Genomic DNA, 26,167 nt, shown 5'->3' with positions numbered 1-26,167 from the left:
GTGAAGCTCAGGCCGCCGCAGGCCTGGACATCTTCGACACCGTAAGAAGCACCGGGCCCGTCGGCCCGCTCTCCCTGACGGCATCGATGAACACCTCGGTCGCCCAGGCGGCGACGTCCAGCGACCACTCCCGCACACCGCACCGGAAGGCCGGACCGTGCCGCAGGCCTTCGGTCTGCAACTCCCCGGCCAGCGGCAGGGACAGCCCGGCCCGTGCGGTGCCGTCGTCGGCCGGTGAAGCCTCGATGGTCATGCATCCGTACGTACGGTCCAGGGCTGAGGCGAGAATGCCGGCCGCGCGCCCGGGCAGGTCGGCTTTCTCCGTACCGAGGACGGACAGGGTGAACTCACCGGACTCCCCGCCCTGTTCCGCCTGTTCCGCCAGGGAGAACCAGTCAGCCGCGTTGGCAAGGTCCGCGCGGCTGTCGACAGCCAGGTCCATCGGCGCCAGCGTGTGCAGTCCCGTGAGCTGGAACCGGCCCACGCGATGGAGTACGTCACCGAGGACCGTGGCAGCCGGAAGGACCGGAAGACGCTGCCCGCGCGGATCGCCCGGGACGTCGACCTGGAGCCAGGCCAGCTGCCGAACGCGTCCGTCCTGGCTCCAGTCACCGCCTGCGTCGTTGTGGCCCCAGCGCCCGGTTTCCGGGCCTCCGGCATGGAACGAACTCCACCCGTAGGCCATGGTCCGCTTGACCACGAGGCTGAAGGTGTCCTCTTCGAGCTCCTCGTCCTCGTACGCCCGACGAATCCAGGGCTTCAGGCCGAGGACCCCGTGAACACCGAGGATCATGGTCGATTCCGAGCCCGGTCCCAACAATGCAGTCTCCTAGAAGGCCCCGCACCACAGTGTCTTGGTCGCCGTGATGGCCTTCTCCGGCGAGTCGGCGACACCAATGAGGTCGACGTCGATACGGCTGCGCCACTTTACCTGCATGACCCGGTTCGTACACGTCATGCGCGCATTGGCCCGGTTGACGCTGCCACCGCCGGACTTCACGGTCTTGGAGCCGGTCGCGACCGTCTTCCACTTGTTGTCCCGGTAGTCCAGCGCCTGCAGTTCGATGGTCACCTTCGCCTTGGTGCCGGGCCCGCTGATCTTCTTCCACCATCCGTGGGCGGACGCGGTGGCGGGCGCCGTGCTGGAGATGTGAACGTGGTCGCCATTGGTGACGAACACCCCCGGCTCGGGCGGAGCCGCCTGCTCGGCAGCGCCGGCAGGAGCCGCCGCCCCGAAGGCAAGGACGAGTGCGGACGATGCCGCGGCGGCAATGATGAATTTGCGCATGACTCAATTCCCCCTGAAGACAAAACAACCATGGTCAGTGGTTTGCGCGATCAACATACAAGATCAAGAGACCTCCGTGCAGGGCAAATTGAGAACAGACGACCGAACGCGCAGCCCGCGGCAGGCCCTCACTCGATGAGTTGACGAAAGCGCTGATTGCTCGGCCGCGCCTTGTCCGGCCCGACAACGGCGTCCCAGTGCCTGCACGTCACGCCGATGAATGTCCGTACGGACTTCGCATCCGCCTGTTTCCAGCTTTCGAAGCCGCACAGCCAGGCCCTGGCACGCACGGGAGCGATCCCGCTCTCCATGAGTCGTACGGCGGTGTACGCCGCATCCACCCAGGCGGGCCCGAGAGCGGGCATGGCCCAGTCCACCAGGGAGGCCGAGCCGTCGTCGCTGATCAGGATGTTGTGCGGGTTGGCATCCGTATGAAGCAGATGGTCCCCACGCAATAGACCAGCCTCCCCCGGACACAGGTACGCCCGGAATCTGGCTGCGAGCTGCGGAAAGGGCAACGCCGGAGCCCTGAGCAGCTGCATCCTGCGCAGCAGAAGCGCCACGGACTCCAGATCGGGCGATCCGGGGCTCAGGTCCGCATGGCGGCCGTCGACGTAGTCGAAGACGAGGCAGTACCAGCCACCCGCCTGGATTCCCGCCCATAGAAGGCGTGGGCCGACACCCGCGACAGCGATGTTGACCCGGGCTTCGACCTCCAGCGCGCCGACCCCCGCACTGTCCGTCAGAAGTACGCCCTTGAGGAAGACGCCCCCCGCTCGTTCAGTGTCCAGCACGAGCGCGGTAGAGCAGTTGAGCCCTTCCTCGACGGTCTCTGCCGCGACCACACGGCCCGCCCGCAGCTCAACGGCCCGCCGAACGTCGTCCGGAAGTTCTTCCCACTCGAAACGCGGTCCCATATGTCCCCCTACCCCTGAGTCGCGCCGCACTTACGACAACGCTGCTGGCCGCTCCACTGCACCCACTCGTGGTCGCACTCACTCAGCGTGTGTTGCATCAGGAACACCCTTCCCTTGGCTCCACTCGGCGCTTCGGCGACTCGGCACGGCGCACCGCCAGCAGCGCCCAGGTGCTCTTGCCGCCCTCAGCGCGACGCGTCCAACCCCAGTCGGAGCTGAGCGCATGAACCATCGCCAGCCCCCGTCCGCATACGTCCAGTCCCGCATCTGCGACAGGACTGGGTGGCTCATCACTGGCATCCCGCACCTCGACGAGGAGCAGTCCATCGCCGTACGTCGCGACCAGCTCGATGCCGTCGCCGCCGGTGTGCACGAGCGCGTTGGCGACGAGCTCGTTCGCAACCAGAAGCGCGTCGTCGATCGCCCTCGGGATTCGCCATGCGGCCAGCACCCTTGATACATCTCGTCTCGCTCTCTGCACCTCGGAGACGTCGCCCTCCAGCCTCATGGCCATCCGATGAGTGAATGTCTCGGCTACAGGGCATACGCGCGACTCATTCGCAACAGCGAGGTCCTCTGTCACATCAGCTGCTCGTTCAACCTCGATCACGAATCCCCCTGGCCGGGCCTCGGAGCGCCGTCCCTACTCGAATCGGCGCGGTTTGACGATGCGGATCAGATTGCACTCGCCGAGGGTGCGCCCACCATGCTGTCGCGGATGGCATCGGACGCTCTTCCGGGTGGCACAAGTGGCTCAGGCGTAGCGTTGAAATGGCGTGTTCCCTAAGGGAGTTGAATGGGACGCCGCCTTCGGGCTTCCCTTCGTGTGAGCAACGCAAATGAGCGCCAATTCATCCGACGCTCCGATATCAGGGGGTCGATCATGACTGATTCACCGAAGACTCTGCTCAAGGTCCTCGTAGGGCAGCATCGGTGGCGTTACACAGACTTCGAGGGGAAATTCCGGGCCACAGCGGAACGCTCCATCGCCAAGGGATCCCAGAATCCCACGGTGTGCGAGTCACAATTCCGACGCTGGACCGCAGGGAAGCTCCGAACGCTGCCGAGCCCCGACACCTGCCGCGTACTGGAGGCCATGTTCGGGGTCGAGGCCTCTGCGCTCTTTGCGCCACCTCCCTCGACCGATTCGCAGGTACCCGCGTTCAACCTGGAAGACGAGATCGAAATGACAGCACGTGACGCCCAGAGCGAGGCCGGCTCGGCAGCCGCCGAGTCCATCTCGGAGACCACGCTCGACCAACTGCGCGACGACGTGGCCGCTCTGGCCCGCCACTACAACACCCTGTCGGCTTTCGACGCCTTCAGGACCGCACGCGGTCTCCGCGAAGAGGCAGAGCAGCAGCGCGACCGTACTCAAGTCCCCCAACAGCAACAACAATTGCTGATCCTCGCAGGCCAAGCCTGCGCCCTGCTGTCCGCAGCCGCCTTCGACCTGGGGTCTCTCGACGGCGCCACCCGTCTCGCCCGGTCAGCCGCTCTGTACGGAGAGACCGCCCGCTTCGAACCGCTCCGGGCGTTCGCCGGAGGGTCCCTCGCGTACATCGCCTACTTCTCCGGGCGCCCTGCCGAGGCTGTGCAGCTGGCTCACCGGGCACAGTCATTCGGCGGGCTCGGCGACGTCGCCCGCCACCGGCTTGCCGCGATCGAGGCCCGCGCCCACGGCCACCTCGGAAACGTCGCCTCCGCGCAGCGGGCCATTCATACCTCGCAAGAGAAAGGCCACGGCGTATTGGACGAATTGCACGACGGAATGGGCGGGGAGTTCGGGTTCACTCCGGAGCGCCTGGCCATGTCCAGCAGTTCGACGTGTCTGCTGCTGGGAGACGGGGAACAGGCCGAGGCGTTCGCTCACCGGGCCCTGGAGCTGGTTTCCGCCAGGCCGACCGCTCTTCGCTCGGCCCCGGTCGCAGGCGGCGCTTCCGCAGACCTCGCCATGGCTCGCTTGATCTACGGCGATCTCGACGGTGCTGCGGCTGCGCTGGACCGCGTGTGGACAGTCCCTCAGGACCAGCGCGTCACGGGGCTTCTTGCCCGTACGTCACGCGTGCGAAGCGCGTTGACGCAAGTCCCCTACCGTGGCGCCGCGCTCGCCGACGAACTCGGCGAACGTGTGGAGGACTTCGTCCGGCTCTCCGCGCAGCGGCAGCTCTGTACGGGATCGGGCTCACCGGCTCTGGAGGGCTGAGCTCAGCCCAGGGAGGCGAGAATCCGGTCCTCCTTGTCGGGCGAAATCCCGTGTTCCGCCCATCGTGGGTGGCTCACGGGGCGCCCGCCGTCCTGAAGCCACGTCCAGGTGTCCGCGATCGTCTCGTACAGAGGGCGGCATCGCAGGCCCGCCGCCACCGCGCGCCGTGGGTCGACGATCCACACGCCTTCGTGTGTACGCCACAGGGGCAGCTCGGTCCATTGCGTCACGCCGTGCTGAACAAGCAGCTCCGGGGGGACCCATACAGGGCTGCCGTCACTCCCGGCGACGGCGACGCAGGACCGTACGAACTCTTCCATCGCCAGGCCCTGCGGGTGGGTCACGTTGTACGCACCACCACCGTCCTCGGCGGCAGCTTGATCGAGGGCGAAGGCCGCCACATCACGTACGTCGACCGGCTGGATGAACCGGCCACGCGGGTCTGGGGCGAGGATCCGCCCGCCTCGTTCGGCCCGTAGCAGCCACCACGGCAGGCGCCCCACGTACTCACCGGGTCCGACGATTACGCCGGGACGCAGCAGGACAGCCTCATCGCCGAATGCCTCGATGACGGCGCGTTCCCCGCCCGCCTTCTGAAATCCGTACGCCGTCGGGGAGCCGTCCGGGCCGGTGTACCCGTACGTCTCGTCCGCGTCCGGTGGGCATTCCAGGACTTCGGACTTCTCGGTCAGCGCGTGGTGCGGCCAGCCCGCGTAGACGGAGACTGTGGAGACGTGCACCCAGCGAGCGGCGTTTCCGCTCAACTCCCTTGCTGTCAACAGCACATCACGGGGCGGGAGTTCTGAACTGGAGGTGTCGATCACCGCGTCCCACTGCCCGTGACCGGCCAGCCGCCGCACGTCCTCCCTGACGGTTCGGTCTCCGCGGACTGTTTCGGCTCTGGGCACGTCGCGGCCGGAACGCCCACGATTGAACGTCGTCACCTGCCAGCCGCGCCGCAAGGCCCCCTCCACGACGCACTTGCCCAGGAACCACGTACCGCCCATGACCAGAAGTCTCATGGCCCGATCCTGCCTCCGAGGTGCCTGCTCCTGGAAGTATTGGCTCTCAGCCGTGCAGAGTTCCGACAACGGGGAGCGATAAGGGGTACTTTCCCAACCCTGCGGCGCTCGACCGGCTCGCCGCCGCGGTCCTGGCCGAACTCCACAACGAATGGCAGGTCTTCGGCCGCCGCTACCTCTCGGAAGGCTCCATTACCGAACTCCTCACCGCCGAACCGACCGGGGACGACCGCCAGTTTCCTCCACAGCGGGAACCCAATCAGGTCGGCCAGCGACTGCACCACCCGACGGGACATGACCCGGGCTGGCCGTCTTGCTCAGCAGGGACTCCCAGATCTGCTGCCCTGCCGCACTTGCGGTTCCTCCAGCGAGCGTCAGCAGCAGGGCGGGGGCGATCCGGTCCACTGGCAACCGGTCCGCAAGCTGGGTGGACAGAACCAGGCGTATAGGAACTTGCCCTGGATCGCTCACGGAGGAACAGTCAGCGCCAGGGATGGCCATTACTGACTTCGGCTTGTCAGGGTGAGGCTGATGTCTCGAGGGTCAGGCCGGTGCCGGCTATGAAGCCGTCGAGGGTGTGGGGCCGGTATTGAAGGCGTTTGAGCCGGTTGCGGACGAGGACTTCGAGCTGGTCGAGTGCCGAGACGGCGAGGTTGGTGAGGCTACGTTTGACGTGGGCCCATACGCCTTCGACGGGGTTCAGGTCGGGTGAGTAGGCGGGCAGCAGGAACACTGTCAGCCACTCACGCTCGGCCACGAGTTCCCGCATCCTGCGGGAGACGTGGGTGTTCAGGCGGTCCCAGACCAGCACGATCGGTGCCCTGACGAGCTGGTGGACTCCGTCGACCAACGCGATGAAGTCCCGCTCGCCCATACTGCGACGTGTGCCTTTGCCCGCGGGGTGGGTGCGCAGGCGGTGACACAGCCGGGTCCGGGAACCCGGCCGCATCGCGATCAGCCCGGCCACCGACAGCCGTCCCGAACGCCGGCCGCTGATGGTGACCACCGGAGTCACTCCGCGCCGGCCCCAGGTCCGTCCCCGGGGCGGCCTGCGGGTGAACCCGGCTTCGTCCTCGAAACAGACGTAGCCCCCGCAGGCCGCCCGGGCCCTTTTACCTCCGCCCAGGTCGCCTCCCGCCACGCACTCACGGCCTGCTCGTCGCGCTCGGCAACCCGCCGGGCGGGGACCTGCGGGCTGAAGCCGAGCCGGTGCATCAACCGTGTGGCCCCGGAAACGCTGTAAGAGACGTGAAACTTCCGGCCGATCAGCGTGGCCACCCTCGACGCGGTCCACACCTGATCCTCCACCCAGCCATGCGCAGCCGGACCCTGCTCCAGGTATGCGGCCAGCTTCTCCAGGGACCGCGCGGACAGGCGACACCGTGACCCGCTCGGACTGCGGGAGGCCAGAGCTTGAACACCGCCCTCCCGCCACAACTGGTGCCACTGATAGGCCGACTTCACGCTCACCCGCAGCCGCCGTGCCGCCTCCGACGGCTTGATCTCCTGCTCGAACAGTTCAGCCGCCTGCATCCGTACCGACTCCCGGCGCCGGCGTCCCGTAGGAGTCAGTCCGCCCCCATCCGCATATCTCACACACCACGGATACAGCCACCCGCCCACGCCCATCAGGGACTTCGCAACGGTTCACCCCAACGAGCTGAAGTCAGTAACGATCTGTGTCTTTGCGGGTGCCGTGTCTGCGGCAGACTTCTGGGCACTGGGATTGGTCACCTTCCGTAGTGGTGTTCCCACAAGTAGCGTCTGAAAGGGCCGGTGCAACGGTAGATGGGGCGCATGCGTGCTCGGCATCTGAGGCTGCAGTGTCTTGTGTTTGTGGTGGCTGCCTCGGTCGGCTCGTGTGCAGGCTGCTCTTCCACGTCCGCTCATGAACCTGGTCCGGACGCACGGCCTGCTCCTCTGGGTGCACCGCCGGCTGACTCACCCACCACGAGTCCCAATGCCCCGCCGGGCGAACGCGCCAGGCACGGCAGGCACAGCGCGTCGAGCACGCCCCTGAACAGCGCCGCTCCGGCGGGGACTCCTTCGAAGCCGACAGGTGAGTCGAGCACGCCACCGCCTCTCGGCGGAGACCCCGTCGACCCCGTGCCGGAGCCGACGCGGGTTCCGAGCCCGGAACCCTCCCCCGTGCTGGTACCAGACCCGGATCCAGCAGAGTCGATGCCGGGCCCGGAATCCAACTGTCAGACCGAGCCGTGTTCCACCGATGACTGTTCCGGCGGTCCATCCTCCAGCGCATCCGCGTCTCCGGGCCCTTCATCCAACAGCCGCCCGCGTCCGTGTAGCTCCACATCCACCGCGTCACCCGAGACAGAGCCAACGCCGACGCCGACGCCGACATCGTGAACAACGCTCGCTCCTTTTCCGCTCCCCGCGCCCGAGCGTCCACGCAGGAGCGTGAACGGCGTCTGCGGCGTGCCGGTGCCCGACAACATCGCAGGCGGATCTTGCGGCGTGATTCCGGCCCTCGTGGCACAGAGCCGCCCAATGCCCAGCACCCGGATGCCGGTTACACCGCCGATATGGCGACGCTCCTGTCGCTCGCTGCGGCGCTGTTGTTCTATGCCGGCGCGGTGCATAACCGGGCGTTCTTCGAGTACTTCCACATCGACGTGCTGGCTCTGGGCCTGAGCTTCCCGGAGTTCGTCATGCGCAGCCTGCGGCTGGTGACTGCTCCCGTGGTGTTGACCGCTGTGGTGGCTGTGGTTGTGCTGCGCGACCCGCAATTGTTCAGCCGGTCAGTCCTGCCTCTTCTGCCACCCACCGTGATCGGCCAGTGCCGACGAGTCGTGCGGCGGGCGGCCCGATTCCATCTGCTCGTGCTGTGCGTGGCCGTCATCATGTTGTTCAGCTGGGGTCGAATTCAGCCGTACCAATGGCTGGTGCCCGTTCTCTTGGCCACCGGCATCCTTTTGGGGCAGTCGCCCGCTGCGAACAACGGCCGCTGCTCAAGCGGCATCCGTGCACGGGGCGCATCGATCACGGCAGCATGCCTGTGCCTGCTCTGGGCTGTCGCGCTGGCGGCGCATCAGTCAGGTCTGCGCGACGCTGAGCGCAGCGCAGATCATCTGGTCGGCAGGACGGCGATCGTAATCTTCAGCACCGAACGACTGAGCATGACCGGCCGCGGACTGCAGGTTAAAGATCTCGGAGAGCAGGTGCACTATCGCTACCGGTACACCGGGCTGAGGCTCATCATCGAGCGCGGCGGGCGCTATCACGCCGTCGCTGTGGGCTGGCAGCATGACACTGACTCGACTTATGTAATCCGAGAAACCGACGACGTGCGCGTCGAACTCATGCCGGGGGCCCGATGACGGCAGATGGCGTCCTGCCGGGCAGCGGCAGCGAGTCGCCGAGATGCTCGGCCGCCAGTCCCCCAAGGTCAAACAGCTACTGCGGGCGGCGAAGGACGACCTGACCGCCTTCGCCGCCTTCCCCACCCGGCATTGGAAGAAGATCCAGTCCACGAACCCCGTGGAGCGATTCAACCGAGAGATCAAGCGCCTGACCGACGTCGTCCAGGTCTTCCCCAACCCCGCCGGCCTGGGCTGGTCACCGCCGTGCTGGTCGAGATGCACGACGAGAGGATCGCCTTCCCCCGACGCTACCTGCCCGAAGGCAGCTTGGACGGCCTCTACCGCCACGACCCCACCACCGACACCCCCGGCCCTCCCCGGTCAGCTCGAGGACTGATCGGCTACACCACCACAGGGGACATGACCGGCCACCGGCACCTTCGTACACCGCAACCACCGCCGGCCGAATCAGCTGGCAGTGAGCTTCCCCCGGCTGCTCAAGGCCGACGGACTGGATCTGCACGTGACCGACCTGGACGCCATCGATGGGACCCCGGTCTACGACCTCGCCCCGTACTTCGCCGAGTTCGGACCGCGCGGTGATCAGCGGCAGCCCGCGTGGCCCGGCGAGATGCTCGGGGATTCTCGGCGCCGCTGCCCCGGTGAGATCCGGGATTCGGGGCTCGGGATCCGAGCGCCTTGTTAATGGAATGGGTGGTCGGCTCAACCCACCCACCCTCCCAATTGGCCCTCGTGACACCGCAGGTGACTTTTCGTGATCGGCTTGCCACGGGGCGTTGCGAGCACTTAGCGTTCGCGACAACAAACAACCCCGACCAGGTGTTAGAGCACCTGACCGGGGTCTGACCTACAAGATCCTCAGGAGGGATCTCGTGGCTTCCGAAGACTTTAACGCTGCCCTGCCCACGTCCGCACACCCCCTGGCCAAGCCGGGGTACGGCAAACGCAACGTTCCCGGGCAAGCGGTGCGGCGCAAGGGTGAGTTCGAGCATCTGCCCGTCCGTGAGGCGTCCATCGCCGCCTATCTCGACCGGTTGCCCGAAGGCGCCGCCATGGACGTGAAGACCCTGGCCAAGCACCTGCCCCGGTACGGGCAGCAGGCCGTCGCGTCCGCGCTTGTCGCGCTCACCCGGGCCGGGCATCTGCGGCGGCTGCGCGTGCCGCTCGGCGAGGGGCTTACACAGTGGGTGTTCCACACCTACTTCAGCCGTACCGCACGCGATCGTGACTGGTGGCTGCGGTTCCTGAGTGGTGACGTACCTCCGGAGGAGGCGGCAGCGGTCCCGGCCGCGCGTTCGGAGGCGTACGGCGTGCTTGCCCAATTGGGGGTTACGGATGGGCGGTTGCTGCTGTCCGCTGCGGAGTGCGCCGCGCTCGAAGAGCTCGCAGCGCAGTGGCTGGCGCGCGGGATCACCCCCGCGCAGCTGCTGCGGGCGGTCTCCGCCGGGCTGCCGGATCAGGTTCACTCCCCCGGGGCCTTCGTCCGGCGCCGGCTGCGGGACAAGATGCCGCCGAGCATGCCCGTACGGGCGGCCGTGCCGGAGGCTTCGCGGCGGCAGGTTCTTGTGGAGTGCGCGGAGTGCGGCGCACCTGGGTTGCCCGAGCTGCTGCCGGACGGGCTGTGCAAGGGATGCCGGGGCGGGGGCGACGGGGACGCGTCGGGCGGCGCAGGTGCGGCGGTGGCCGCCGAGGACGTACGGCGGAGAGTGGCGGCGCTCAGGGGTGCGCTGCACCACTGATCAGGGATGGTCGCAGCCCGCCCCCGTCGGTGTGCACGCGGGACGATGCGACACCGCCGCCACTGCCCCAGCCCCCGTGGGGGCGGCGGGTGTCAGCTGCCGGAGGCGTACCGGGTCGCCTTCAGCACCTTGCAGTTGATCTTCCCGGAGGTGTCGTCGAGGCTCTGCGCCTTCTCCTTCACCTTCTGGCCCGGGGCGACGTTGTTCGCCGCGGCCGTGCCCTCACCGAGTCGGGTGCCGGACGCATCGACGAACTCGACGCTGATGATGTAGTTGCTCGTCTTGCTGCTGCGGTTCGTGATCGTCAAGTCTGCCGCCGGCCACGTCGTCGTCGGCTCGACCACGCATCCCGTGATCCGCACGTCGCCCTTCGGGTCGTCATCCGCGGGCTCCCCCACCTCCTCCTTGGCGGGCGGCTCACGCTTGTCCTTCGTTGGCGGCTGGTCCCCCTTCACGTCGGCCGTCGGAGTGGCCGACTTCTTCGCATCGGCCTTGCCGTCGGCGCCGCCGCCCACCGCCAGCCCGAGGACGATGAGCAGCAGGAACACTCCGCCTATGGCGCCCGCGACGATCCAGCCAATGGGTGTCTTCTTCTGCGGCGGTTGGCCCCAGCCGGGCGGTGGCTGCTGGCCCCACGGCTGCTGGGGCGGCTGCTGCCCCCACTGGGGAGGAGGCTGCTGTCCTGGAGGCGGCGGATACGAGTTGGACATGAAATCCCCCCGGGGTGCACGTAGATGAGGCGGGCTCACGTTACGTCCTGCCGGAATGACCGGCACCGGTCGTGTCGGATCCGTGACACAGCGGTGCGGACACCGACCGGCAAGAGTGAGCCTGCCCGTGTGGCGGAGCTCAGGCGCAGGCCGCGCCGACCAGGTGTGACGTTCAGTGATGTTCTAGGTTTGGCTCCATGTCGAAGAGCCGCACCAGCCCCCTGTTCGATGCGTTGCGCGCCGATGCCGTGCGCGACGCCGCCGGACTGCGCGAGCTGTACCAATTGCCCGGTGAAGCCGCCGTACGCAAGCAGATGGACCGCCTGACCGACAAGACGCGGCAGCTCATCGCGTGCGCCTCGCTGGTGTTCATCTCCAGCGCCGATGCCGAGGGGAACTGCGACACCACTCCGCGCGGCGGGCCCGCCGGGTTTGTGTCCGTGCTTGATGAGCGGACGCTGGCGATACCGGACGCCACCGGCAACAAGCGGCTCGACACCTGGCAGAACGTGCTGGAGACCGGGCGGGTCGGGCTGTTGTTCATGATTCCGGGGCGTACCAGCACCCTGCGCGTCAACGGGCGTGCCTGTGTGTCCGCTCGGCCGGAGCTGCTCTCGCAGTTGACCGCCGTGGGCAAGCCGCCGGTCAGCGCGCTGGTCGTGGACATCGAAGAGGTCTACCCGCACTGCCCCAAGGCTCTGCTGCGCAGTTCCGCGTGGAAGCCCGAGGAGTGGCTGCCCGCCGATGCGCAGCCGAGCTCCGCCGAGGTGACTCTTGCCCAGTTGCGGATGCCCGAGCTGAGCATTGAGGACGTTCTGCAGGCGGAGGCCGACTCGCTCAAGTACCGATACGAGTAGGGGTGATTGACATCCAGGGTGCGTGAATCGGTGCGCTCTTGGTGTTGGTGCCGGGGCGGCGGGCGATGGAATGATCACGACCGGTCAAGCCGGGAGGACGTTTCATGGACGACGACGTATTCAAGACGCAGGGCGGTTGGGTCCTGGGGCATCGGCCGGTCGTACCCGACGTCGTCGCCGTCCTCGGAATTCCTTACGCCGCGCCGCCGTTCGGCGCCGATCGGTTCCGCGAGCCACGCCCCGCAGCGGCGTGGAGCGGTGTCCGGGACTGCGGCCGGTACGGTCCGATCGCCCCGCAGTCGGCCGAGCTGCCGGGCTCGCCGGTCTGGTCGGCCGGTGACGAGGACATCCTCAGCGTCAATGTCTGGACGCCGGATGCCGATGGGCGGCGCCTGCCTGTCCTCGTCTGGATCCACGGCGGTGCCTACACCTTCGGATCCTCCGCCCAGCCCGACTTCGACGGCACCGCGCTCGCCCGCGCCGGGCTCGTCGTCGTCACGCTCAACTACCGGCTGGGGTTCGAGGGATTCGGCCGTATACCCGTCGGCGGAACCTCCTTCCCGGATAACCGGGGACTGCTCGACCAGGTCGCCGCCCTGCGCTGGGTACGCGACAACATCGCTGCCTTCGGTGGCGACCCCGGCAATGTCACGGTGGCCGGGCAGTCCTCGGGGGCCGCTTCCGTCGCCTGTCTGATGGTGATGGAACGCGCCCGCGGTCTGTTCCGCCGCGCCATCGCCCACAGCGTCGCCAGGCCCTGCTACTCGCCCGGACTCGCCGACGCGACCACCCGCGAAGTCGCCGCAGCGGCGGGCTGCCCCGCCACCGCCGAGGGGTTGGCTGCCGCGACCCCGCAGGCGCTGGTCCGCGCCTCCGACCAGGTGGTCGACAGGTACCGCAAGGACCCCGGGTCCGGTAACCGCCACTACGACCCCGTGATCTACGCCCCGGTGGTCGACGGCGATGTTCTCCCCCATGACCCGCTCGCGGGCGTGGCCGCCGGTGCCGCCGCCGGTGTGGATCTGCTGGTGTGCCACACCACCGAGGAGTACTGGCTGCTCGATGCCGTCGGCAGCAGCGCCAAGGTGACGACGGAGGAGCAACTCGCGCAGTTCGCAAAGGACTTCGGGCTCCCTGACCGCCTGATCGCCAGCTACCGCGACTTCACGCCCGACGCCCCGGTGCTCGACGTCTACCTCGCGGTCTTCGGCGACCTGCTGTTCGGCGAGTACAGCAACCGGCTCGCCGAGCAGCATGCCCGGGCCGGCGGCCGCGCGTTCATGTCGCGCTTCGCCCGTCGGCGTACGGGGACAGAGGGGGCGACGGCGGTACGTGCCTGGCACTGCGCGGACATTCCCTTCGCCTTCGGGAACATCGACGACGAGCGTCTCGCATTCCTCATCGGCGGCCCGCCCAACCCCGCGGACCACCGGCTGTCACAGTCGATGGTCCGGGCATGGTCCGACTTCGCCACCACCGGCGACCCGGGCTGGGCGACGGTCGACGACGCCACGAACCCCGTCAAGATCTGGAACACCGACGACGGTCTGGCCTACGACGAGCGGGCCGGCGTACGTGCGCTGTGGAGCTCTGCCGAGTTTCCGGTGATGCGTCCCTGACGTCGGGCGGGGCATCGGGCGGCGGCCACATGCCCGCTTCCGCCGTCCGATGCCCCAGCGTCCAGTCCAATTGCCGCTTATTCCTCCGCTTACTTCTCCGGCAGCCGGTCCAGGATCCAGCTGCCCAGTTCCGGCGTCATCTGCGAGTGCATGGTGTTGGTGGACGAGCACATGAACTCGTCGAGGTCGCTCTCGTCCTGCGAGAGCATGCCGACGGGCTCCTGCAGCGTCTCCGGACCGATGTCCCGGATCGAGACCGCGCTGATCGTCGGTACGAAGCAGATCGAGGGGTGGTACGCCACCGCCTTCATCCCCAGCAGCGGTTTCGTCAGGTTGTGCGCGGCGATGCCGAACGACTCCAGCATGCCGCCGGCCGCGCCGTCCAGCGCGGGGAGACCTGCGCCGCCCACCTCCTTCTCCTGGAGCAGGCCCTTGAGGTAGGCGACGACGACCGACTCGTCCGGGGTCTGGCTCCGCAGGGTGGTGGGCGTGAAGTAGCCCTCCGTGCACTCCAGCGCCTTTACGCCGGGCGGTACGCCGTTACCTCGGCCACGGCCGTCGCCGTTGGCCACCGCGATCTTGTGCGGCATCATCGGCCACTCCCCCGCCTCGCGCAGTGCGAGGCGGAATTCACGGCGCATCCGGTCTTCTGCCGGTGTGCCGTCCACGGTCGATATGTGCCGCCACAGCAGTTCCCGCGAGGCGGGGCTGTTGATCTGCCTGCTCAGCTTCGGGATGCCGGTCATGAAGTGGGCGAGCGCCTGGAGGGAGACGGGGATCCATGCGCCGCGGTGCGGGGTGTCGTAGCTGAAGTACAGCGACGCCTCGTGGTCGACGCGGTCGAACTCCATTCTGGCGAGCGCGTAGCGGGTGATGAGTCCGCCCATGCTGAAGCCGCCGACCGTCAGCGTCGCGGTGCCGGAGCGCTCGGCGATGGCCTTGAGGATGCAGGCCCGCGCGACCTTGGCGTTGTCGAGGAGCGGCGCGGAGCGCTCTTCGTAGCCGAGGAGGATCAGGTCGTAGCCGCGCTGGGAGAGCTCGGTCGCGAACGGGTAGTTCTTGTTGTTCAGTCCGTCCCAGAACTCGTCCATGTCGGACCGGCCGGAGTTGAACCCGTCCGAGATGATCACCGGCTTCTCCAGCCGCGTACGGTTCTTCGCGTAGTACACCCGCGCGAAGCCGCCCAGTCTGGTGCGCTCGGCCGGGAAGATCCATTCGGCGTCGGGGGCGGGAGCGGCCGGCACGGTCGCAGCACCCTCGCGATCCCACAAACCCCACGTCTGAACAGGCAGTTCGCTCATGACACACCCTTCTCACGTACATGGAACGGAGTGACCGTCACGCTGCCGCGAACCTAACCCGCCGAACGGCCGCCCCCGGGTGTGTGCGGGAGCAATGCCTCGAAGTTGGCCGATACCGGACCGGCCGGTCACGGCGCCGCCGGTACCCCGGCGGCGCCGCGTCACACGCCTACGGCTTGGGAAGTACGCAGCCGGGGCGGGTCAGGTCGATCTTGTTCCCGGTGCCGATGCACGCGACGAAGCCGTACGTCTGCTGGGCGTAATTGATGCCCTTGCGCACGGTGACGTTTCCGCTCTCGTCGACCTCGCACGGGTTGTTGTCCGTGCAGCGCGCACCGTCCTCGTTGCCCGTGTTGTTCACGGCGACGACCTTGCCCGTGGCGGTGTCGATCACGGGCGAGCCCGAGGTGCCGCCGATGGTCTTGCAGGCGGAGGTGTAGCGGACCGAGTCCTTCCAGGTCCACGCGCCTTCCTTGAGGCGGTACGCGAAGCCGTCGATGCTGCAGCTGTAGATCCGCTTCCAGTAGCCGGAGACGACCTTGATGGCCGTGCCCTGCGCCGGGCGGGCGGCGTTCAGCTCCAGCGCCTTGATGCCGTAGCTGTTCTGTATCTGGGCGTACGTGGTGGTGAGTTCGTACAGCGAGGCATCGGTGTCGGTCATCGTCGCGTACGCGATCTTGCTTGCGCGCAGCGTCGCGACCTTGCTGCCGGAGGAGTTGAGCAGGCTGAAGGTACGGGAGGAGGGCTGGTCGACGATGACCTCGCCCGGGCCGGGGAAGCCGGTCTCCAGGCAGTGGCCGTTGGACAGGACGAGCGCGGGGTCGTCCGGCTGGGAATCGGGCGTACGTACAACAGAGCCGGAACAGTTGCTGAGCGCCACCGTTCCGGCGAAGTCGACCGCCTTGGCGGCCGGTTGGGGCTTGTGGAGAGTCTCCGCGGCTGCGGGCGCCGCTCCCGCTCCGAGGAGCAGGAGGGCGAAGAGCGCGCCGACGAGAGGCTTCTTCATGTGGGGGTCCCCTCTTTGTTGCCTCTGTGACCGATGTTGCGCAACCGGAGTTGCGCTCGGTTTGTCATGGGCATTGTTGGGGGATTCGGTGCGGCGGACAAGACCCCTGGAGCGCAGCCGTTCCAGGCTATTGCGGTTCGACGATCTGCCCGACCTGCTCGGGCCACCCTGGCCGCCAGCGCTCCACGTGCTCGGCGAAGTCGTCGCACCGGTAGGCGGGATCCAGCGGCCTCAGGCGTATTTGTTGCGGCTCGTCCGCTGCCCACCACACCTCGAACCGAGTGACCGTTCCTTCGACCGGCCACCGCTCCTCGGCCCTTGTCCTTGGCAGGTGAACGACATCGACGAAGCCGCCCACGTCAAGCCCGATGTCCACGAAGATGCCGATCACTCCAGGCTTGGGCACTTTGACGACCGTGCCGGTGAAGACCTGGCCGAAGCGCAACTCACCACGGATTCGGCGCCACTCCGCGTCGCTGATCACAGCGTCACGTCCACTCGCGCCGAGCGGCTGTGCAGCAGCACCATTGCCGTCACCGCCGCTGCCAGCAGCGCCAGCGCGACCAGCGCCGGGATCAGGACGACCACGGCGCCCGCCGCCAGGCAGCCGAGGCCGCCCGCGATCAGGGTGACCGGCCTGCGGGCGCCGGTGCGCAGCAGGATTGCCGCGGCCGCGAGGAGGAATACGCCGACGCCGCCGGTCAGCGCCCAGGCCACCACCCCGTGCAGCGGTTCGGAGAGGGCGTAGTGCTTGCTGTCGGCGATCTGGTGGAGAGCCTTCTTCATGCCCAGCGCGGCGAGCACCACTCCGGCCACGAGCGGCAGGTGCAGGAACGTGTAGACATCGCGGGCCAGGCGGGTGCGGGCATCGCCCTCCAAGGGCGCGAGCCGGTGCTCCGCGGCCTCGCTGATCTGCCGGAAGTACAGGCGCCACAGCCCGGTGACGACCAACAGGCCCGCGACCGCGGCTGCCAGCACCACAGCGGTGACCGGGTAGCCGGACACCCCCACGCCGATCGCGACGATCGATTCACCCAGGGCGATGATCACGATCAGGCCGTAGCGCTCGGCGAAGTGCCCCGGCGAGGCGATACGCCAGCCCGAGGCCCCGGTGACGTAGATGCCGACGTAATCGATCACGACCGCGCCGAGCCACACCAGCACCTGCCCGACGCCGGTGAGGGCGCTGCCGATCAGCAGCAGGACGAACGGCGGCCCCACCGACAGCAGTGCGGTCCGGCGCAGCGTGGCGTGCAGTATCCGGTCGTCGGGGTGGGCGATGCGGTACGAGACCAGGTGCAGCAGCCGGACCGCGCCGTAGCAGAGTACGAACACCAGTGGCGAGGGCAGGCCGCCGGGCAGGTCGGAGAAGACCTCGGGGACGGTGAGCGAGACCACCAGCATCACGGCCATTACCGCGACCAGTACGGCGAACAGCGCTCCCGAGTCGGCGCGCACCACATTGCCCAGCCAGGCGAAGCAGCACCAGCACCACCACAGGAGCGCGAGCACGACCATCCCGCCGAGCACCCGCAGCGGCGTCGCGTCGGCCGCCATCAGTGCGGTGACCTGCGTGATCGCGTACACGAACACCAAGTCGAAGAACAGCTCGGCAGGCGTCACCCTGTGCCCGTCCTCCGCGGCGATCATCCGGGAACGTTCACTGCCTGTGGCCACTCGCTCTCCTCAAGGTTCCTGACAACTGCGGTGCCATGACCGCCATTTGACGTTTGAACGGCCCAATCCTTATCCGCGGACCGGCTGCCGGTCCAGCGTTTCCGTCGCCGTGCCCGTGCGCTGCATGCGCTGCCAGCCCAGGCGGTTGCCGAGGAGTGCCGTCACCACCGACTGGACGACCACCAGGTACATCAACTGCCGGTAGACGAAGATCTGGAGCGGAAGGGTCCAGAGGGGTTCGAATTTCTCCCGGTCCAGGCGCAGTGCGTACACCGCGCTGAAGACCTGCACCGCCGTGAAGCCGGTCCACACGGCGAGCGCCTGCCCGGCCCCCTGGAACAGCAGCCCGTACAGCGCGAAAACGTCCACCAGCGGTGCGAGCAGCGGCAGTACGGTCTGGAAGACGGCGAGGTACGTCAGGCCGCGCCTGCCCAGCTTGCCCGCCGGGCCGCGTTCGACGAGCGAGCCCCGGTGCTTCCACATCGCCTGGAGCGTGCCGTAGCACCAGCGGTAGCGCTGCTTCCAGAGCTGGCGGACCGTCGAAGGCGCCTCGGTCCAGGCGACGGCCGACTGTTCGTAGACGACGCGCCAGCCCGCCCGGCAGAGCGCCATGGTGAGGTCGGTGTCCTCGGCGAGGGTGTCGTCGCTGACGCCGCCGACACCGGTGAGCGCCTCGCGGCGGAAGGCGCCAATCGCGCCGGGGACGGTCGGCATGCATTCGAGTACGTCGTACATGCGGCGGTCGAGGTTGAAGCCGATGACGTATTCGAGGTGCTGCCAACGGCCCAGCACACCCTGCCTGTTGCCGACCTTGGTATTGCCGCTGACGGCGCCCACGCGCGGGTCGGACAGCGGCTGGATCAGGTTCCTGATCGCGTCCGGTTCGAAGACCGTGTCGCCGTCGATCATCACGATGATGTCGAAGTGGGCCCAGGCGAGGCCCGTGTTGAGGGCACTGGCCTTGCCGGCGTTGGGCTGGCGCACGACCATCACGCGCCGGTCGTCGACGGCGTCGGCGATCGCGAAGGTCCGGTCGGTCGAACCGTCGTCGACGACGATGATCTGCACGTACTCGTGGGTGGAGGCCAGGAGCGAGCGGATGGTCGCCTCGATGCCCGCCTCTTCGTTGTACGCCGGGACGATGACGGACACCGGGTCGGTCAGCGGGGCCGGCCGCGGGGCGGCCCTGCCCCGGCCGCGGTTGCGCTTGGCCCGGGTGCGGCGTACGTGGACACGGGCGACGGTGAAGAGCATGACCAGGCGCAGCACGGTGATCGCGCCCGCGACGACCAGCAGCCAGGTCATGGCGTCGGCGAAGGCACGTGACGCGCTCTGCGCCCATACGACGGCTGTGCCCCTCCACTCGGCGAGGGCGGTGACGGGGTAGGTGGCCGACTGCCGGCCGCCGAGGCCTGTGCTGAGCGTGGTGTACCGGCTCTCGGGGTCCGCCCCTTCGAGGAGCTTCCCGGTCTCCCGTACGGCGGCGGGCGATCCGGTCAGCTGCCGTACCGACTTCCCGTCGGACGCGACGACGACGTACCCGTCGGCGACGGCCTTGCGGGCCGCCTGCCACTGGTCGTCGCAGAGCGCCGCCGTCGTCGTGGTGTGCGGGAGGCGCAGGAGGTGGGTGCCGATGCCGGCTGTGCCCGCGAGGGAGTTCTGGGTGAGGGCGAGTTCCAGGCGGGTGCGGGGCGTGGAGAGACCGGCCAGATTGGCGTCGGTGTACGTGTGCGAGCCGATCTCGTGGCCCTCGTCGGCGATGCGGCGTACGAGAGCGGGGTGGGCGGCGGCCTGGCTTCCGGTGAGGAAGAACGTGGCCTTGGCGCCGTGCTTTCGCAGTACGTCCAGGAGGCGCGGGGTCCAGGCGGGGTCGGGGCCACCGTCGTAGGTGAGGGCGACGTTGCCGGGGAGGGGGCGTGTGGCCAGTACGCCGCCGGTCTTCTCGTCGAGGCGTACGACCGGGCCGCCTTCGAGGAGCCCGGCGGGGGCCCGCTCGCACTGTTTCGTGTGCGCCGGCGAGGGGGCGGCCGTCGGGGCTATCTCGTGGCGCCCGTATCCGCTGAAGACGAGCGCGGTGGCGACGACGGCCATGGTGAGGGAGAGCAGCAGCCAGTGGGCGCGCGGGTCGCGGCGGACGGCGTGCCGGGTCACCTGTCGTGGCCCTTGCCGGGGGCGTCGGGGGCGGCGGGGGTGCCACGTCCGGGGGTGTCACCGGTGTGGCCCTTGTCGCTGGGGGCGGCGGAGGCTTCGGGGGCGGGGGCGGCGGGCGAGGTCTTCGACGCGGGGGCGGCGGAGCTCGCGGGGGCGCCGGGGGACGACGCACCCGAGGAGGACGAGGCGGCGGCCGGGACCGCGGAGGAGGCCGGACCGGCGCTTTCGGCGGCGCCTGGGGCCGGGACGGTGGGTGACGGGGAGCGTTCGGCCTGTGCGGGCGGGTCGGCCTTGCGCCCGTCGCCCCAGGGCAGCGGGCCGCCGGAAGGCGCCGCACCGAACAGCCCGACGACGACGACCGCGACGAATCCGACGCAGCCGACGCCGATCAGCACGGCCACGTATTTCATGAGGCGGTTGCGCCGCCCCGACGCGTCTGCGAAGACCGCGTTGTCCTGGTGGCTCATGGGCGCGGATTGTAAGGACTTCGGGGCGCCGGGAGTAGCTGAGACCGATAATGGGACATACCGGCCGCACGGGCCGATGCAATAACCTTTCACACCATGAGCAGCGAGACGAAAGACAGCAACGGCACCCTTCTGACGGACGGTGATTCCGTAACCCTGATCAAGGATTTGAAGGTAAAAGGCACTTCGGAGACCCTGAAACGCGGAACGTTGGTAAAAAACATCCGCCTTACCGGTAAGCCCGACGAGATCGAATGCAACACGAAGAAGGTCAAGGGCCTCGTCCTCAAGACCGCATTTCTGAAGAAGGCTTGAGACAAGGACTGACACCCGGCCTGACACCCACGTGGCCAAAAACACGGAGCGTGTCCCGTTACGCGCCCGTAAGGTTGCCGTCATGCAGGTGATCCAGTCGACGAAGCTCGCAAACGTCTGTTACGAAATCCGCGGCCCCGTGCTCGAGGAGGCGATGCGGCTCGAAGCGGCGGGTCACCGCATCCTCAAGCTCAACACCGGCAACCCGGCGGCCTTCGGTTTCGAGTGCCCGCCCGAGATTCTGGAGGACATCCTCCGCAATCTCGCGGGCGCGCACGGCTACGGCGACGCAAAGGGGCTCCTGGCGGCGCGGCGCGCGGTCATGCAGCACTACCAGACCAAGGGCATCGACCTGGACGTCGAGGACATCTACCTCGGCAACGGCGTCTCCGAGCTGATCCAGATGTCGATGCAGGCGCTGCTCGACGACGGCGACGAGGTGCTCGTACCGGCGCCGGACTATCCGCTGTGGACCGCGTCGGTCTCGCTGGCGGGCGGCACCGCCGTGCACTACCGGTGCGACGAGCAGGCCGACTGGATGCCGGACCTCGCCGACATCGAGCGCAAGATCACGGACCGCACCAAGGCCCTCGTCATCATCAACCCGAACAATCCGACGGGTGCGGTGTACGACGACGAGATGCTGCGCGGTCTGACGGAGATCGCCCGGCGCCACAATCTCGTCGTCTGCTCCGACGAGATCTACGACCGGATTCTGTACGACGGCGCGACGCACACGCCGACCGCGGCCGTCGCGCCCGACCTGCTGACGCTCACCTTCAACGGGCTTTCGAAGAATTACCGCATCGCGGGATACCGGTCCGGCTGGCTGGCCGTCTGCGGTCCGAAGGCGCACGCCTCCTCGTACATCGAGGGGCTGACGATCCTCGCCAATATGCGGCTGTGCGCCAATATGCCGGCGCAGCACGCGGTGGCGACGGCGCTCGGCGGGCGGCAGTCGATCGAGGACCTGGTGCTGCCGGGCGGGCGGATCCTGGAGCAGCGGAACACGGCGTACGAGCTGCTGACCCAGATTCCGGGCGTGACGTGCGTGAAGCCGAAGGGTGCGCTGTATCTCTTCCCGCGTCTCGACCCGAAGGTCTACAAGATCAAGGACGACCGGGAGATGGTCCTCGACCTGCTGAGGGCGGAGAAGATCATGGTCGTGCACGGCAGCGGTTTCAACTGGCCGGAGCCCGATCACTTCCGGATCGTGACGCTGCCGGCGGCGAAGGATCTGGCGGATGCGGTGACGCGGATCGGGCGCTTCCTGGACGGGTACGGGCAGCCGTAGCGCTCACGGACTCGCCCCGACTCGGCTCAACTTTAGACAGAATCTAATGTAGGCTGGTGTCCTGACCCTGGCAGGAGGCCTTCCCATGTACGAGCCGATCCGCAGCAAGTCGGTCCATCGCATGGCCGTCGACCAGGCCGACTTCCCGCACCGCAGCCGTGAGGAAGAGCTGGACATCCAGCTCGCCGGGCATCTCGCGGCGCTCCTCGCCGTGACCGACGAGCTCGGCCTCGACGCCGCGGCCGAGCGCATCGCCACCGAGGTGGCCAGGCTGCGCGGAGCCCCGCCGGCCCGGCACGCCGGTCTCACCCACGCGGCCCCGGCCGCGCTCCACCGCCGCGCGCACGAGTTGGCGGGCCGCGCGCTCGTCGTGGCCGCGTCGCGCGCGGACACCGCGGCCGCGATTCTCGCCGCCGAGCGGATGGACGCGCATGCGGCTGCGCTCGCCGACCTCGATCTGGTCGGCGCCCACTGACGGCCCCGGTTCGTAGGCCGCAGAGGCCCACGAACCGGGTGCCATTCACTGCGTGTCTGTGCGCGTGGGGCGGGTGCGTGTGCGGTGCGGGTGCGTGTGCGGTGCGGCTGCCTGCGGCGCAGTTCCCCTGCCCTTCCCCAAGCTCTCAACTTCGTTCGAGCAGGGGAGACCCCATTCTTCCCGGCTGTGACATTTCGCGGCTGCCGCCGCGTGGGGGCTCCGCCCCAGACCCCGCTCCTCAAACTCCCCCAGACTTCGTCCGGGGGGACCCCCAAGGGGCTGAATTACAAAATGGAGCAGCCCCCCGAAACCGTGAGGGGGCTTCGGGGGGCTCTGCCGCGGCGGGCCCGTGACCCCACAGGTCAGGGCGGATGTCAGGAAGGCCCGGCCGCGGGGCTCTTGGTGAGCCGGGGATCAGCCCAGGCGCTCGACCAGCGCGCGGTACTCGTCCCACAGCTCCTTCGGGGCGTGGTCGCCGAAGGTGTTGAGGTGCTCGGGGATCAGCGCGGCCTCTTCGCGCCAGACCTCCTTGTCGACGGAGAGCAGGAAGTCCAGGTCGGACTCCGGCAGGTCCAGGCCCTCCGTGTCCAGCGCGCCCTTCGCCGGCAGGATGCCGATCGGCGTCTCGACGCCCTCGGCCTTGCCCTCAAGGCGCTCCACGATCCACTTGAGCACGCGGCTGTTCTCACCGAAGCCGGGCCACACGAACTTGCCCGCGTCGTTCTTGCGGAACCAGTTCACGTAGTAGATCTTCGGGAGCTTCGCAGCGTCCGCGTTGGCACCGACCTTGACCCAGTGGCCCATGTAGTCGCCCATGTTGTAGCCGCAGAACGGCAGCATGGCGAACGGGTCGCGGCGCAGCTCGCCGACCTTGCCCTCGGCGGCGGCGGTCTTCTCCGACGCGACGTTCGCGCCGAGGAAGACACCGTGCTGCCAGTCGAAGGACTCGGTCACCAGCGGCACGGCCGTGGCGCGGCGGCCGCCGAAGAGGATCGCCGAGATCGGGACGCCCTTGGGGTCCTCCCACTCGGGCGCGATGATCGGGCACTGCCCGGCCGGGACGGTGAAGCGGGCGTTGGGGTGGGCGGCGGGGGTGCCGGACTCGGGGGTCCAGTCGTTGCCCTTCCAGTCCGTGAGGTGCGCGGGCGCCTCCTCGGTCATGCCCTCCCACCACACGTCGTTGTCGTCGGTGAGCGCGACGTTCGTGAAGACGGAGTTGCCCCACATGGTCTTCATGGCGTTGGCGTTGGTGTGCTCGCCGGTGCCGGGCGCGACGCCGAAGAAGCCGGCCTCGGGGTTGATCGCGTACAGCCGGCCGTCCTCGCCGAACCGCATCCAGGCGATGTCGTCACCGATGGTCTCGACGGTCCAGCCGGAGATCGTGGGCTCCAGCATGGCGAGGTTGGTCTTGCCGCAGGCGGACGGGAAGGCCGCGGCGACGTACTTCGACTCGCCCCTCGGCGGCGTCAGCTTGAGGATCAGCATGTGCTCGGCCAGCCAGCCCTCGTCGCGCGCCATGACGGACGCGATGCGCAGGGCGTAGCACTTCTTGCCGAGCAGGGCGTTGCCGCCGTAGCCCGAGCCGTACGACCAGATCTCGCGGTCCTCGGGGAAGTGCGAGATGTACTTCGTGGAGTTGCACGGCCACGGCACGTCGGCCTCGCCCTCGGCGAGCGGGGCGCCGAGGGTGTGGACGGCCTTGACGAAGAAGCCGTCGGTGCCGAGCTCGTCGAGGACGGCCTGGCCCATGCGGGTCATGGTGCGCATCGAGACGGCGACGTACGCGGAGTCCGTGATCTCGACGCCGATGGCGGAGAGCGGCGAGCCGACAGGGCCCATGCAGAACGGGACGACGTACATCGTGCGGCCGCGCATCGAGCCGCGGAAGACACCCTTCTCGCCCGAGAAGATCTCGCGCATCTCGGCGGGAGCCTTCCAGTGGTTCGTGGGGCCCGCGTCCTCTTCCTTCTCGGAGCAGATGAAGGTGCGGTCCTCGACGCGGGCGACGTCGCTCGGGTCGGAGGCGGCGTAGTACGAGTTCGGGCGCTTGACCGGGTCCAGCTTCTTGAACGTGCCCTTGGCCACGAGCTCCTCGGCGAGGCGCTCGTACTCGGCCTCCGAGCCGTCGCACCAGACGACCTGGGCGGGCTCGGTGAGGGCTGCGATCTCGTCGACCCAGGAGATCAGCTCCTGGTGGTTCGTCGGAAGGGTGGTGGGAGCCGCGTTGTCGCGCGCCACGGTTGCTCCTAAATGAGGGGTTTTTTAGATGTATGCCCCTTGGGGGCCTCGACCCGGACGCTTTACGGCGTTGATTCTTTGGCGCTCATCCGGTGCCGACCGCACTCATCTGATGATCCGTGCCGCGCGCCCATATGTCCAGAGGACCTCTCATGTGAGCATCACCACTCAATACGGGGTACCGGCGCGTAACCTACGGTGGCGTAGCTAGGATTGCCGTCATGACGACCGCCGAGACCGACCTCTCCAGCCAGGTCAAGCCGAAGCTGCGCGGCTGGCTGCACGCCGGCATGTTCCCCGCCGTGGTCGTCGCCGGGCTGGTGCTCATCGCCCTTGCGGACTCCACCCGCGCCCGTGTGGCCTGCGCGATCTACATCCTGACTGCCTGTCTGCTCTTCGGCATCAGCGCGATCTACCACCGCGGGACCTGGGGTCCGCGCGGCGAAGCCATCCTGCGCAGACTCGACCACGCGAATATCTTTCTCATCATCGCGGGCACTTACACACCCCTCACGATGCTCCTGCTCCCCGACTCCACCGGCCGCACGCTCCTGTGGGCGGTCTGGGGGGCAGCGCTCGCGGGCATCGCCTTCCGGGTCTTCTGGGTCGGCGCCCCGCGCTGGCTCTACACCCCTTGTTACATCGCGATGGGCTGGGCGGCCGTCTTCTTCCTTCCCGACTTCATGCGGGCAGGCGGAATCGCCGTGCTCGTCCTGGTCATCGTGGGCGGTCTGCTCTACAGCGCCGGCGGCGTGATCTACGGCCTCAAGCGCCCCAACCCGTCGCCCCGCTGGTTCGGATTCCACGAGGTGTTCCACTCGCTGACGCTGGCCGCGTTCGTCGCGCATTACGTCGGCATCTCGCTCGTCGCCTACCAGGCCTGATGACCGGCCCCGGCGCCCGCCCCGGCCTGCGCGAGCGCAAGAAGCTCAAGACGCGGATCGCGATCCGCAACGCGACGTACCGACTGATCTCCGAACAGGGGTACGGCGCCACGACCATCGAGCAGATCGCGGAGGCCGCCGAAGTCTCCCCCTCCACGGTCGTCCGGTACTTCCCGTCCAAGGAAGACATCGTCCTCACCGACGAGTACGACCCGCAGGTGGAAGCGGCGCTGCGCTCCAGGCCCGCCGACGAGCCGCTCATCGAGTCCCTGCGGACCGTGATCAAGCAGGCTCTGCGGCACGCCCTCGACGCCGAGCCCGACGAGATGCTGCTGCGCACGAAGCTGATGGTCGAAGTGCCCGCCGTACGCGCCCGGATGATGCAGAGCATGTCCGTCACCGGGCGCATGCTCTGCGGGGTGGTGGCCGAACGGACGGGCCGCCAGGCCGACGACCTCGAAGTACGGGTCCTGTCGATGAGCGTCGTCGCCGCCGTGATGGAGACGGGCGTGTACTGGGCCGAGGGCGGCCGGCAGGACGACCTGATCGCGCTGGTCGACCGGGCGCTGGACACCTTGAAGGGCGACTTCACGCTCTGAGCGGTGCCTGTGCGCGTACGGAACGGGCGCGTACGGAACAGGCGCGTACGGAACGGGCGCG

At 68.3% G+C, this 26,167-nt stretch carries 26 protein-coding genes and 2 pseudogenes; 13 read left to right on the top strand and 15 right to left on the bottom strand.

Annotated elements, in window-relative coordinates; all coding sequences use genetic code 11:
• Positions 1-7: 7 nt before the first annotated feature.
• The 4 genes from J7I98_RS31625 to J7I98_RS31610 all read right to left on the bottom strand — a co-directional run bounded on the left by J7I98_RS31625 (position 8) and on the right by J7I98_RS31610 (position 2,719).
• Positions 8-793, bottom strand: coding sequence for a hypothetical protein (locus tag J7I98_RS31625; protein ID WP_251021495.1), 786 nt, complete (start codon positions 791-793; stop codon positions 8-10).
• 36 nt (positions 794-829) lie between these two features.
• On the bottom strand, positions 830-1,288 hold the full coding sequence (locus J7I98_RS31620; RefSeq protein ID WP_214928480.1) for a hypothetical protein: 459 nt from the start codon (positions 1,286-1,288) through the stop codon (positions 830-832).
• A gap of 128 nt (positions 1,289-1,416) precedes the next feature.
• Positions 1,417-2,205: a phosphotransferase gene (locus J7I98_RS31615; RefSeq protein WP_214928479.1), complete on the bottom strand. Its 789-nt coding sequence runs from the start codon at positions 2,203-2,205 to the stop codon at positions 1,417-1,419.
• Positions 2,206-2,302: 97 nt separating this feature from the next.
• Positions 2,303-2,719: an ATP-binding protein gene (locus J7I98_RS31610; protein ID WP_214928478.1), complete on the bottom strand. Its 417-nt coding sequence runs from the start codon at positions 2,717-2,719 to the stop codon at positions 2,303-2,305.
• Between the two features lie 369 nt (positions 2,720-3,088).
• Between J7I98_RS31610 and J7I98_RS31605 the strand changes: the two genes are divergently transcribed.
• Positions 3,089-4,411, top strand: coding sequence for a DNA-binding protein (locus J7I98_RS31605; protein WP_214928477.1), 1,323 nt, complete (start codon positions 3,089-3,091; stop codon positions 4,409-4,411).
• Positions 4,412-4,413: 2 nt separating this feature from the next.
• Here J7I98_RS31605 and J7I98_RS31600 read toward each other — a convergent pair whose 3' ends face one another.
• Entirely contained in the window at positions 4,414-5,433 is a 1,020-nt protein-coding gene (locus J7I98_RS31600; protein WP_214928476.1) for an NAD-dependent epimerase/dehydratase family protein, read from the bottom strand.
• Between the two features lie 83 nt (positions 5,434-5,516).
• Here J7I98_RS31600 and J7I98_RS43055 point away from each other — a divergent pair.
• Positions 5,517-5,654, top strand: a pseudogene (locus tag J7I98_RS43055) (IS256 family transposase); the annotation flags it as partial.
• Positions 5,655-5,950: 296 nt separating this feature from the next.
• Here the strand turns inward: J7I98_RS43055 and J7I98_RS31590 are convergent.
• On the bottom strand, positions 5,951-6,559 hold the full coding sequence (locus J7I98_RS31590; protein WP_214928498.1) for a transposase: 609 nt from the start codon (positions 6,557-6,559) through the stop codon (positions 5,951-5,953).
• The gene (locus tag J7I98_RS31585; protein WP_308378012.1) at positions 6,445-7,029 is read right to left on the bottom strand and encodes a winged helix-turn-helix domain-containing protein; all 585 of its coding nucleotides are present in this window, start codon (positions 7,027-7,029) and stop codon (positions 6,445-6,447) included. The genes J7I98_RS31590 and J7I98_RS31585 overlap by 115 nt, the downstream gene beginning before the upstream one ends.
• A 947-nt stretch (positions 7,030-7,976) precedes the next feature.
• Between J7I98_RS31585 and J7I98_RS31580 the strand changes: the two genes are divergently transcribed.
• From J7I98_RS31580 to J7I98_RS31565, 4 genes and pseudogenes are all read left to right on the top strand, one after another.
• Positions 7,977-8,771 carry a hypothetical protein gene (locus J7I98_RS31580; protein WP_214928473.1) on the top strand — a complete coding sequence of 265 codons (795 nt, stop codon included), beginning with the start codon at positions 7,977-7,979 and terminating at the stop codon, positions 8,769-8,771.
• A gap of 43 nt (positions 8,772-8,814) precedes the next feature.
• A complete protein-coding gene (locus tag J7I98_RS31575; protein ID WP_374225194.1) occupies positions 8,815-9,150 on the top strand; it encodes a transposase in 336 nt (111 codons plus the stop codon).
• Positions 9,151-9,177: 27 nt separating this feature from the next.
• Positions 9,178-9,459, top strand: a pseudogene (locus tag J7I98_RS31570) (TrmO family methyltransferase); the annotation flags it as partial.
• Between the two features lie 187 nt (positions 9,460-9,646).
• Entirely contained in the window at positions 9,647-10,513 is an 867-nt protein-coding gene (locus J7I98_RS31565) for a hypothetical protein (protein ID WP_308378011.1), read from the top strand.
• A 92-nt stretch (positions 10,514-10,605) separates the two neighbouring features.
• Here J7I98_RS31565 and J7I98_RS31560 read toward each other — a convergent pair whose 3' ends face one another.
• Positions 10,606-11,223 carry an FxLYD domain-containing protein gene (locus J7I98_RS31560; RefSeq protein WP_214928472.1) on the bottom strand — a complete coding sequence of 206 codons (618 nt, stop codon included), beginning with the start codon at positions 11,221-11,223 and terminating at the stop codon, positions 10,606-10,608.
• Between the two features lie 197 nt (positions 11,224-11,420).
• On the opposite strand from J7I98_RS31560, the gene J7I98_RS31555 reads away from it, so the two are divergent.
• Positions 11,421-12,080: an MSMEG_1061 family FMN-dependent PPOX-type flavoprotein gene (locus J7I98_RS31555; protein WP_214928471.1), complete on the top strand. Its 660-nt coding sequence runs from the start codon at positions 11,421-11,423 to the stop codon at positions 12,078-12,080.
• 104 nt (positions 12,081-12,184) lie between these two features.
• Entirely contained in the window at positions 12,185-13,699 is a 1,515-nt protein-coding gene (locus J7I98_RS31550; RefSeq protein WP_214928470.1) for a carboxylesterase/lipase family protein, read from the top strand.
• An 89-nt stretch (positions 13,700-13,788) separates the two neighbouring features.
• Here J7I98_RS31550 and J7I98_RS31545 read toward each other — a convergent pair whose 3' ends face one another.
• The 6 genes from J7I98_RS31545 to J7I98_RS31520 all read right to left on the bottom strand — a co-directional run bounded on the left by J7I98_RS31545 (position 13,789) and on the right by J7I98_RS31520 (position 20,301).
• The gene (locus J7I98_RS31545; RefSeq protein ID WP_214928469.1) at positions 13,789-15,000 is read right to left on the bottom strand and encodes a triacylglycerol lipase; all 1,212 of its coding nucleotides are present in this window, start codon (positions 14,998-15,000) and stop codon (positions 13,789-13,791) included.
• A 169-nt stretch (positions 15,001-15,169) separates the two neighbouring features.
• Positions 15,170-16,006 carry a serine protease gene (locus tag J7I98_RS31540; protein WP_214928468.1) on the bottom strand — a complete coding sequence of 279 codons (837 nt, stop codon included), beginning with the start codon at positions 16,004-16,006 and terminating at the stop codon, positions 15,170-15,172.
• Positions 16,007-16,133: 127 nt separating this feature from the next.
• Positions 16,134-16,490: a hypothetical protein gene (locus tag J7I98_RS31535; protein ID WP_214928467.1), complete on the bottom strand. Its 357-nt coding sequence runs from the start codon at positions 16,488-16,490 to the stop codon at positions 16,134-16,136.
• Positions 16,487-17,683 (bottom strand): low temperature requirement protein A, encoded by a 1,197-nt coding sequence (locus tag J7I98_RS31530; protein ID WP_308378010.1) that lies wholly within the window; start codon positions 17,681-17,683, stop codon positions 16,487-16,489. The genes J7I98_RS31535 and J7I98_RS31530 overlap by 4 nt, the downstream gene beginning before the upstream one ends.
• Before the next feature lie 69 nt (positions 17,684-17,752).
• A complete protein-coding gene (locus tag J7I98_RS31525) occupies positions 17,753-19,834 on the bottom strand; it encodes a bifunctional polysaccharide deacetylase/glycosyltransferase family 2 protein (protein WP_308378009.1) in 2,082 nt (693 codons plus the stop codon).
• Positions 19,831-20,301, bottom strand: a complete 471-nt coding sequence (locus J7I98_RS31520; protein ID WP_214928466.1) for a hypothetical protein — start codon at positions 20,299-20,301, stop codon at positions 19,831-19,833. Before J7I98_RS31520 ends, J7I98_RS31525 begins: the two co-directional genes overlap by 4 nt.
• Before the next feature lie 96 nt (positions 20,302-20,397).
• Between J7I98_RS31520 and J7I98_RS31515 the strand changes: the two genes are divergently transcribed.
• The 3 genes from J7I98_RS31515 (at position 20,398) to J7I98_RS31505 (ending at position 22,385) form a co-directional block, all read left to right on the top strand.
• Positions 20,398-20,616 (top strand): alkylphosphonate utilization protein, encoded by a 219-nt coding sequence (locus J7I98_RS31515; protein ID WP_214928465.1) that lies wholly within the window; start codon positions 20,398-20,400, stop codon positions 20,614-20,616.
• Between the two features lie 82 nt (positions 20,617-20,698).
• Positions 20,699-21,910, top strand: coding sequence for a pyridoxal phosphate-dependent aminotransferase (locus J7I98_RS31510; protein ID WP_214928464.1), 1,212 nt, complete (start codon positions 20,699-20,701; stop codon positions 21,908-21,910).
• 85 nt (positions 21,911-21,995) lie between these two features.
• Positions 21,996-22,385, top strand: coding sequence for a hypothetical protein (locus J7I98_RS31505; RefSeq protein ID WP_214928463.1), 390 nt, complete (start codon positions 21,996-21,998; stop codon positions 22,383-22,385).
• A gap of 414 nt (positions 22,386-22,799) precedes the next feature.
• Here J7I98_RS31505 and J7I98_RS31500 read toward each other — a convergent pair whose 3' ends face one another.
• Complete coding sequence (locus J7I98_RS31500) at positions 22,800-24,623, bottom strand: phosphoenolpyruvate carboxykinase (GTP) (RefSeq protein ID WP_214928462.1); 1,824 nt, start codon at positions 24,621-24,623, stop codon at positions 22,800-22,802.
• Positions 24,624-24,844: 221 nt separating this feature from the next.
• Between J7I98_RS31500 and J7I98_RS31495 the strand changes: the two genes are divergently transcribed.
• The gene (locus J7I98_RS31495) at positions 24,845-25,507 is read left to right on the top strand and encodes a hemolysin III family protein (protein ID WP_214928461.1); all 663 of its coding nucleotides are present in this window, start codon (positions 24,845-24,847) and stop codon (positions 25,505-25,507) included.
• A complete protein-coding gene (locus tag J7I98_RS31490; RefSeq protein ID WP_214928460.1) occupies positions 25,507-26,106 on the top strand; it encodes a TetR/AcrR family transcriptional regulator in 600 nt (199 codons plus the stop codon). Before J7I98_RS31495 ends, J7I98_RS31490 begins: the two co-directional genes overlap by 1 nt.
• Positions 26,107-26,167: the final 61 nt, after the last annotated feature.

This window comes from Streptomyces sp. ISL-98 (assembly GCF_018614055.1).
GTDB lineage: Bacteria > Actinomycetota > Actinomycetes > Streptomycetales > Streptomycetaceae > Streptomyces > Streptomyces spiramyceticus.
This window is presented reverse-complemented; position numbering and strand designations above follow the sequence as displayed.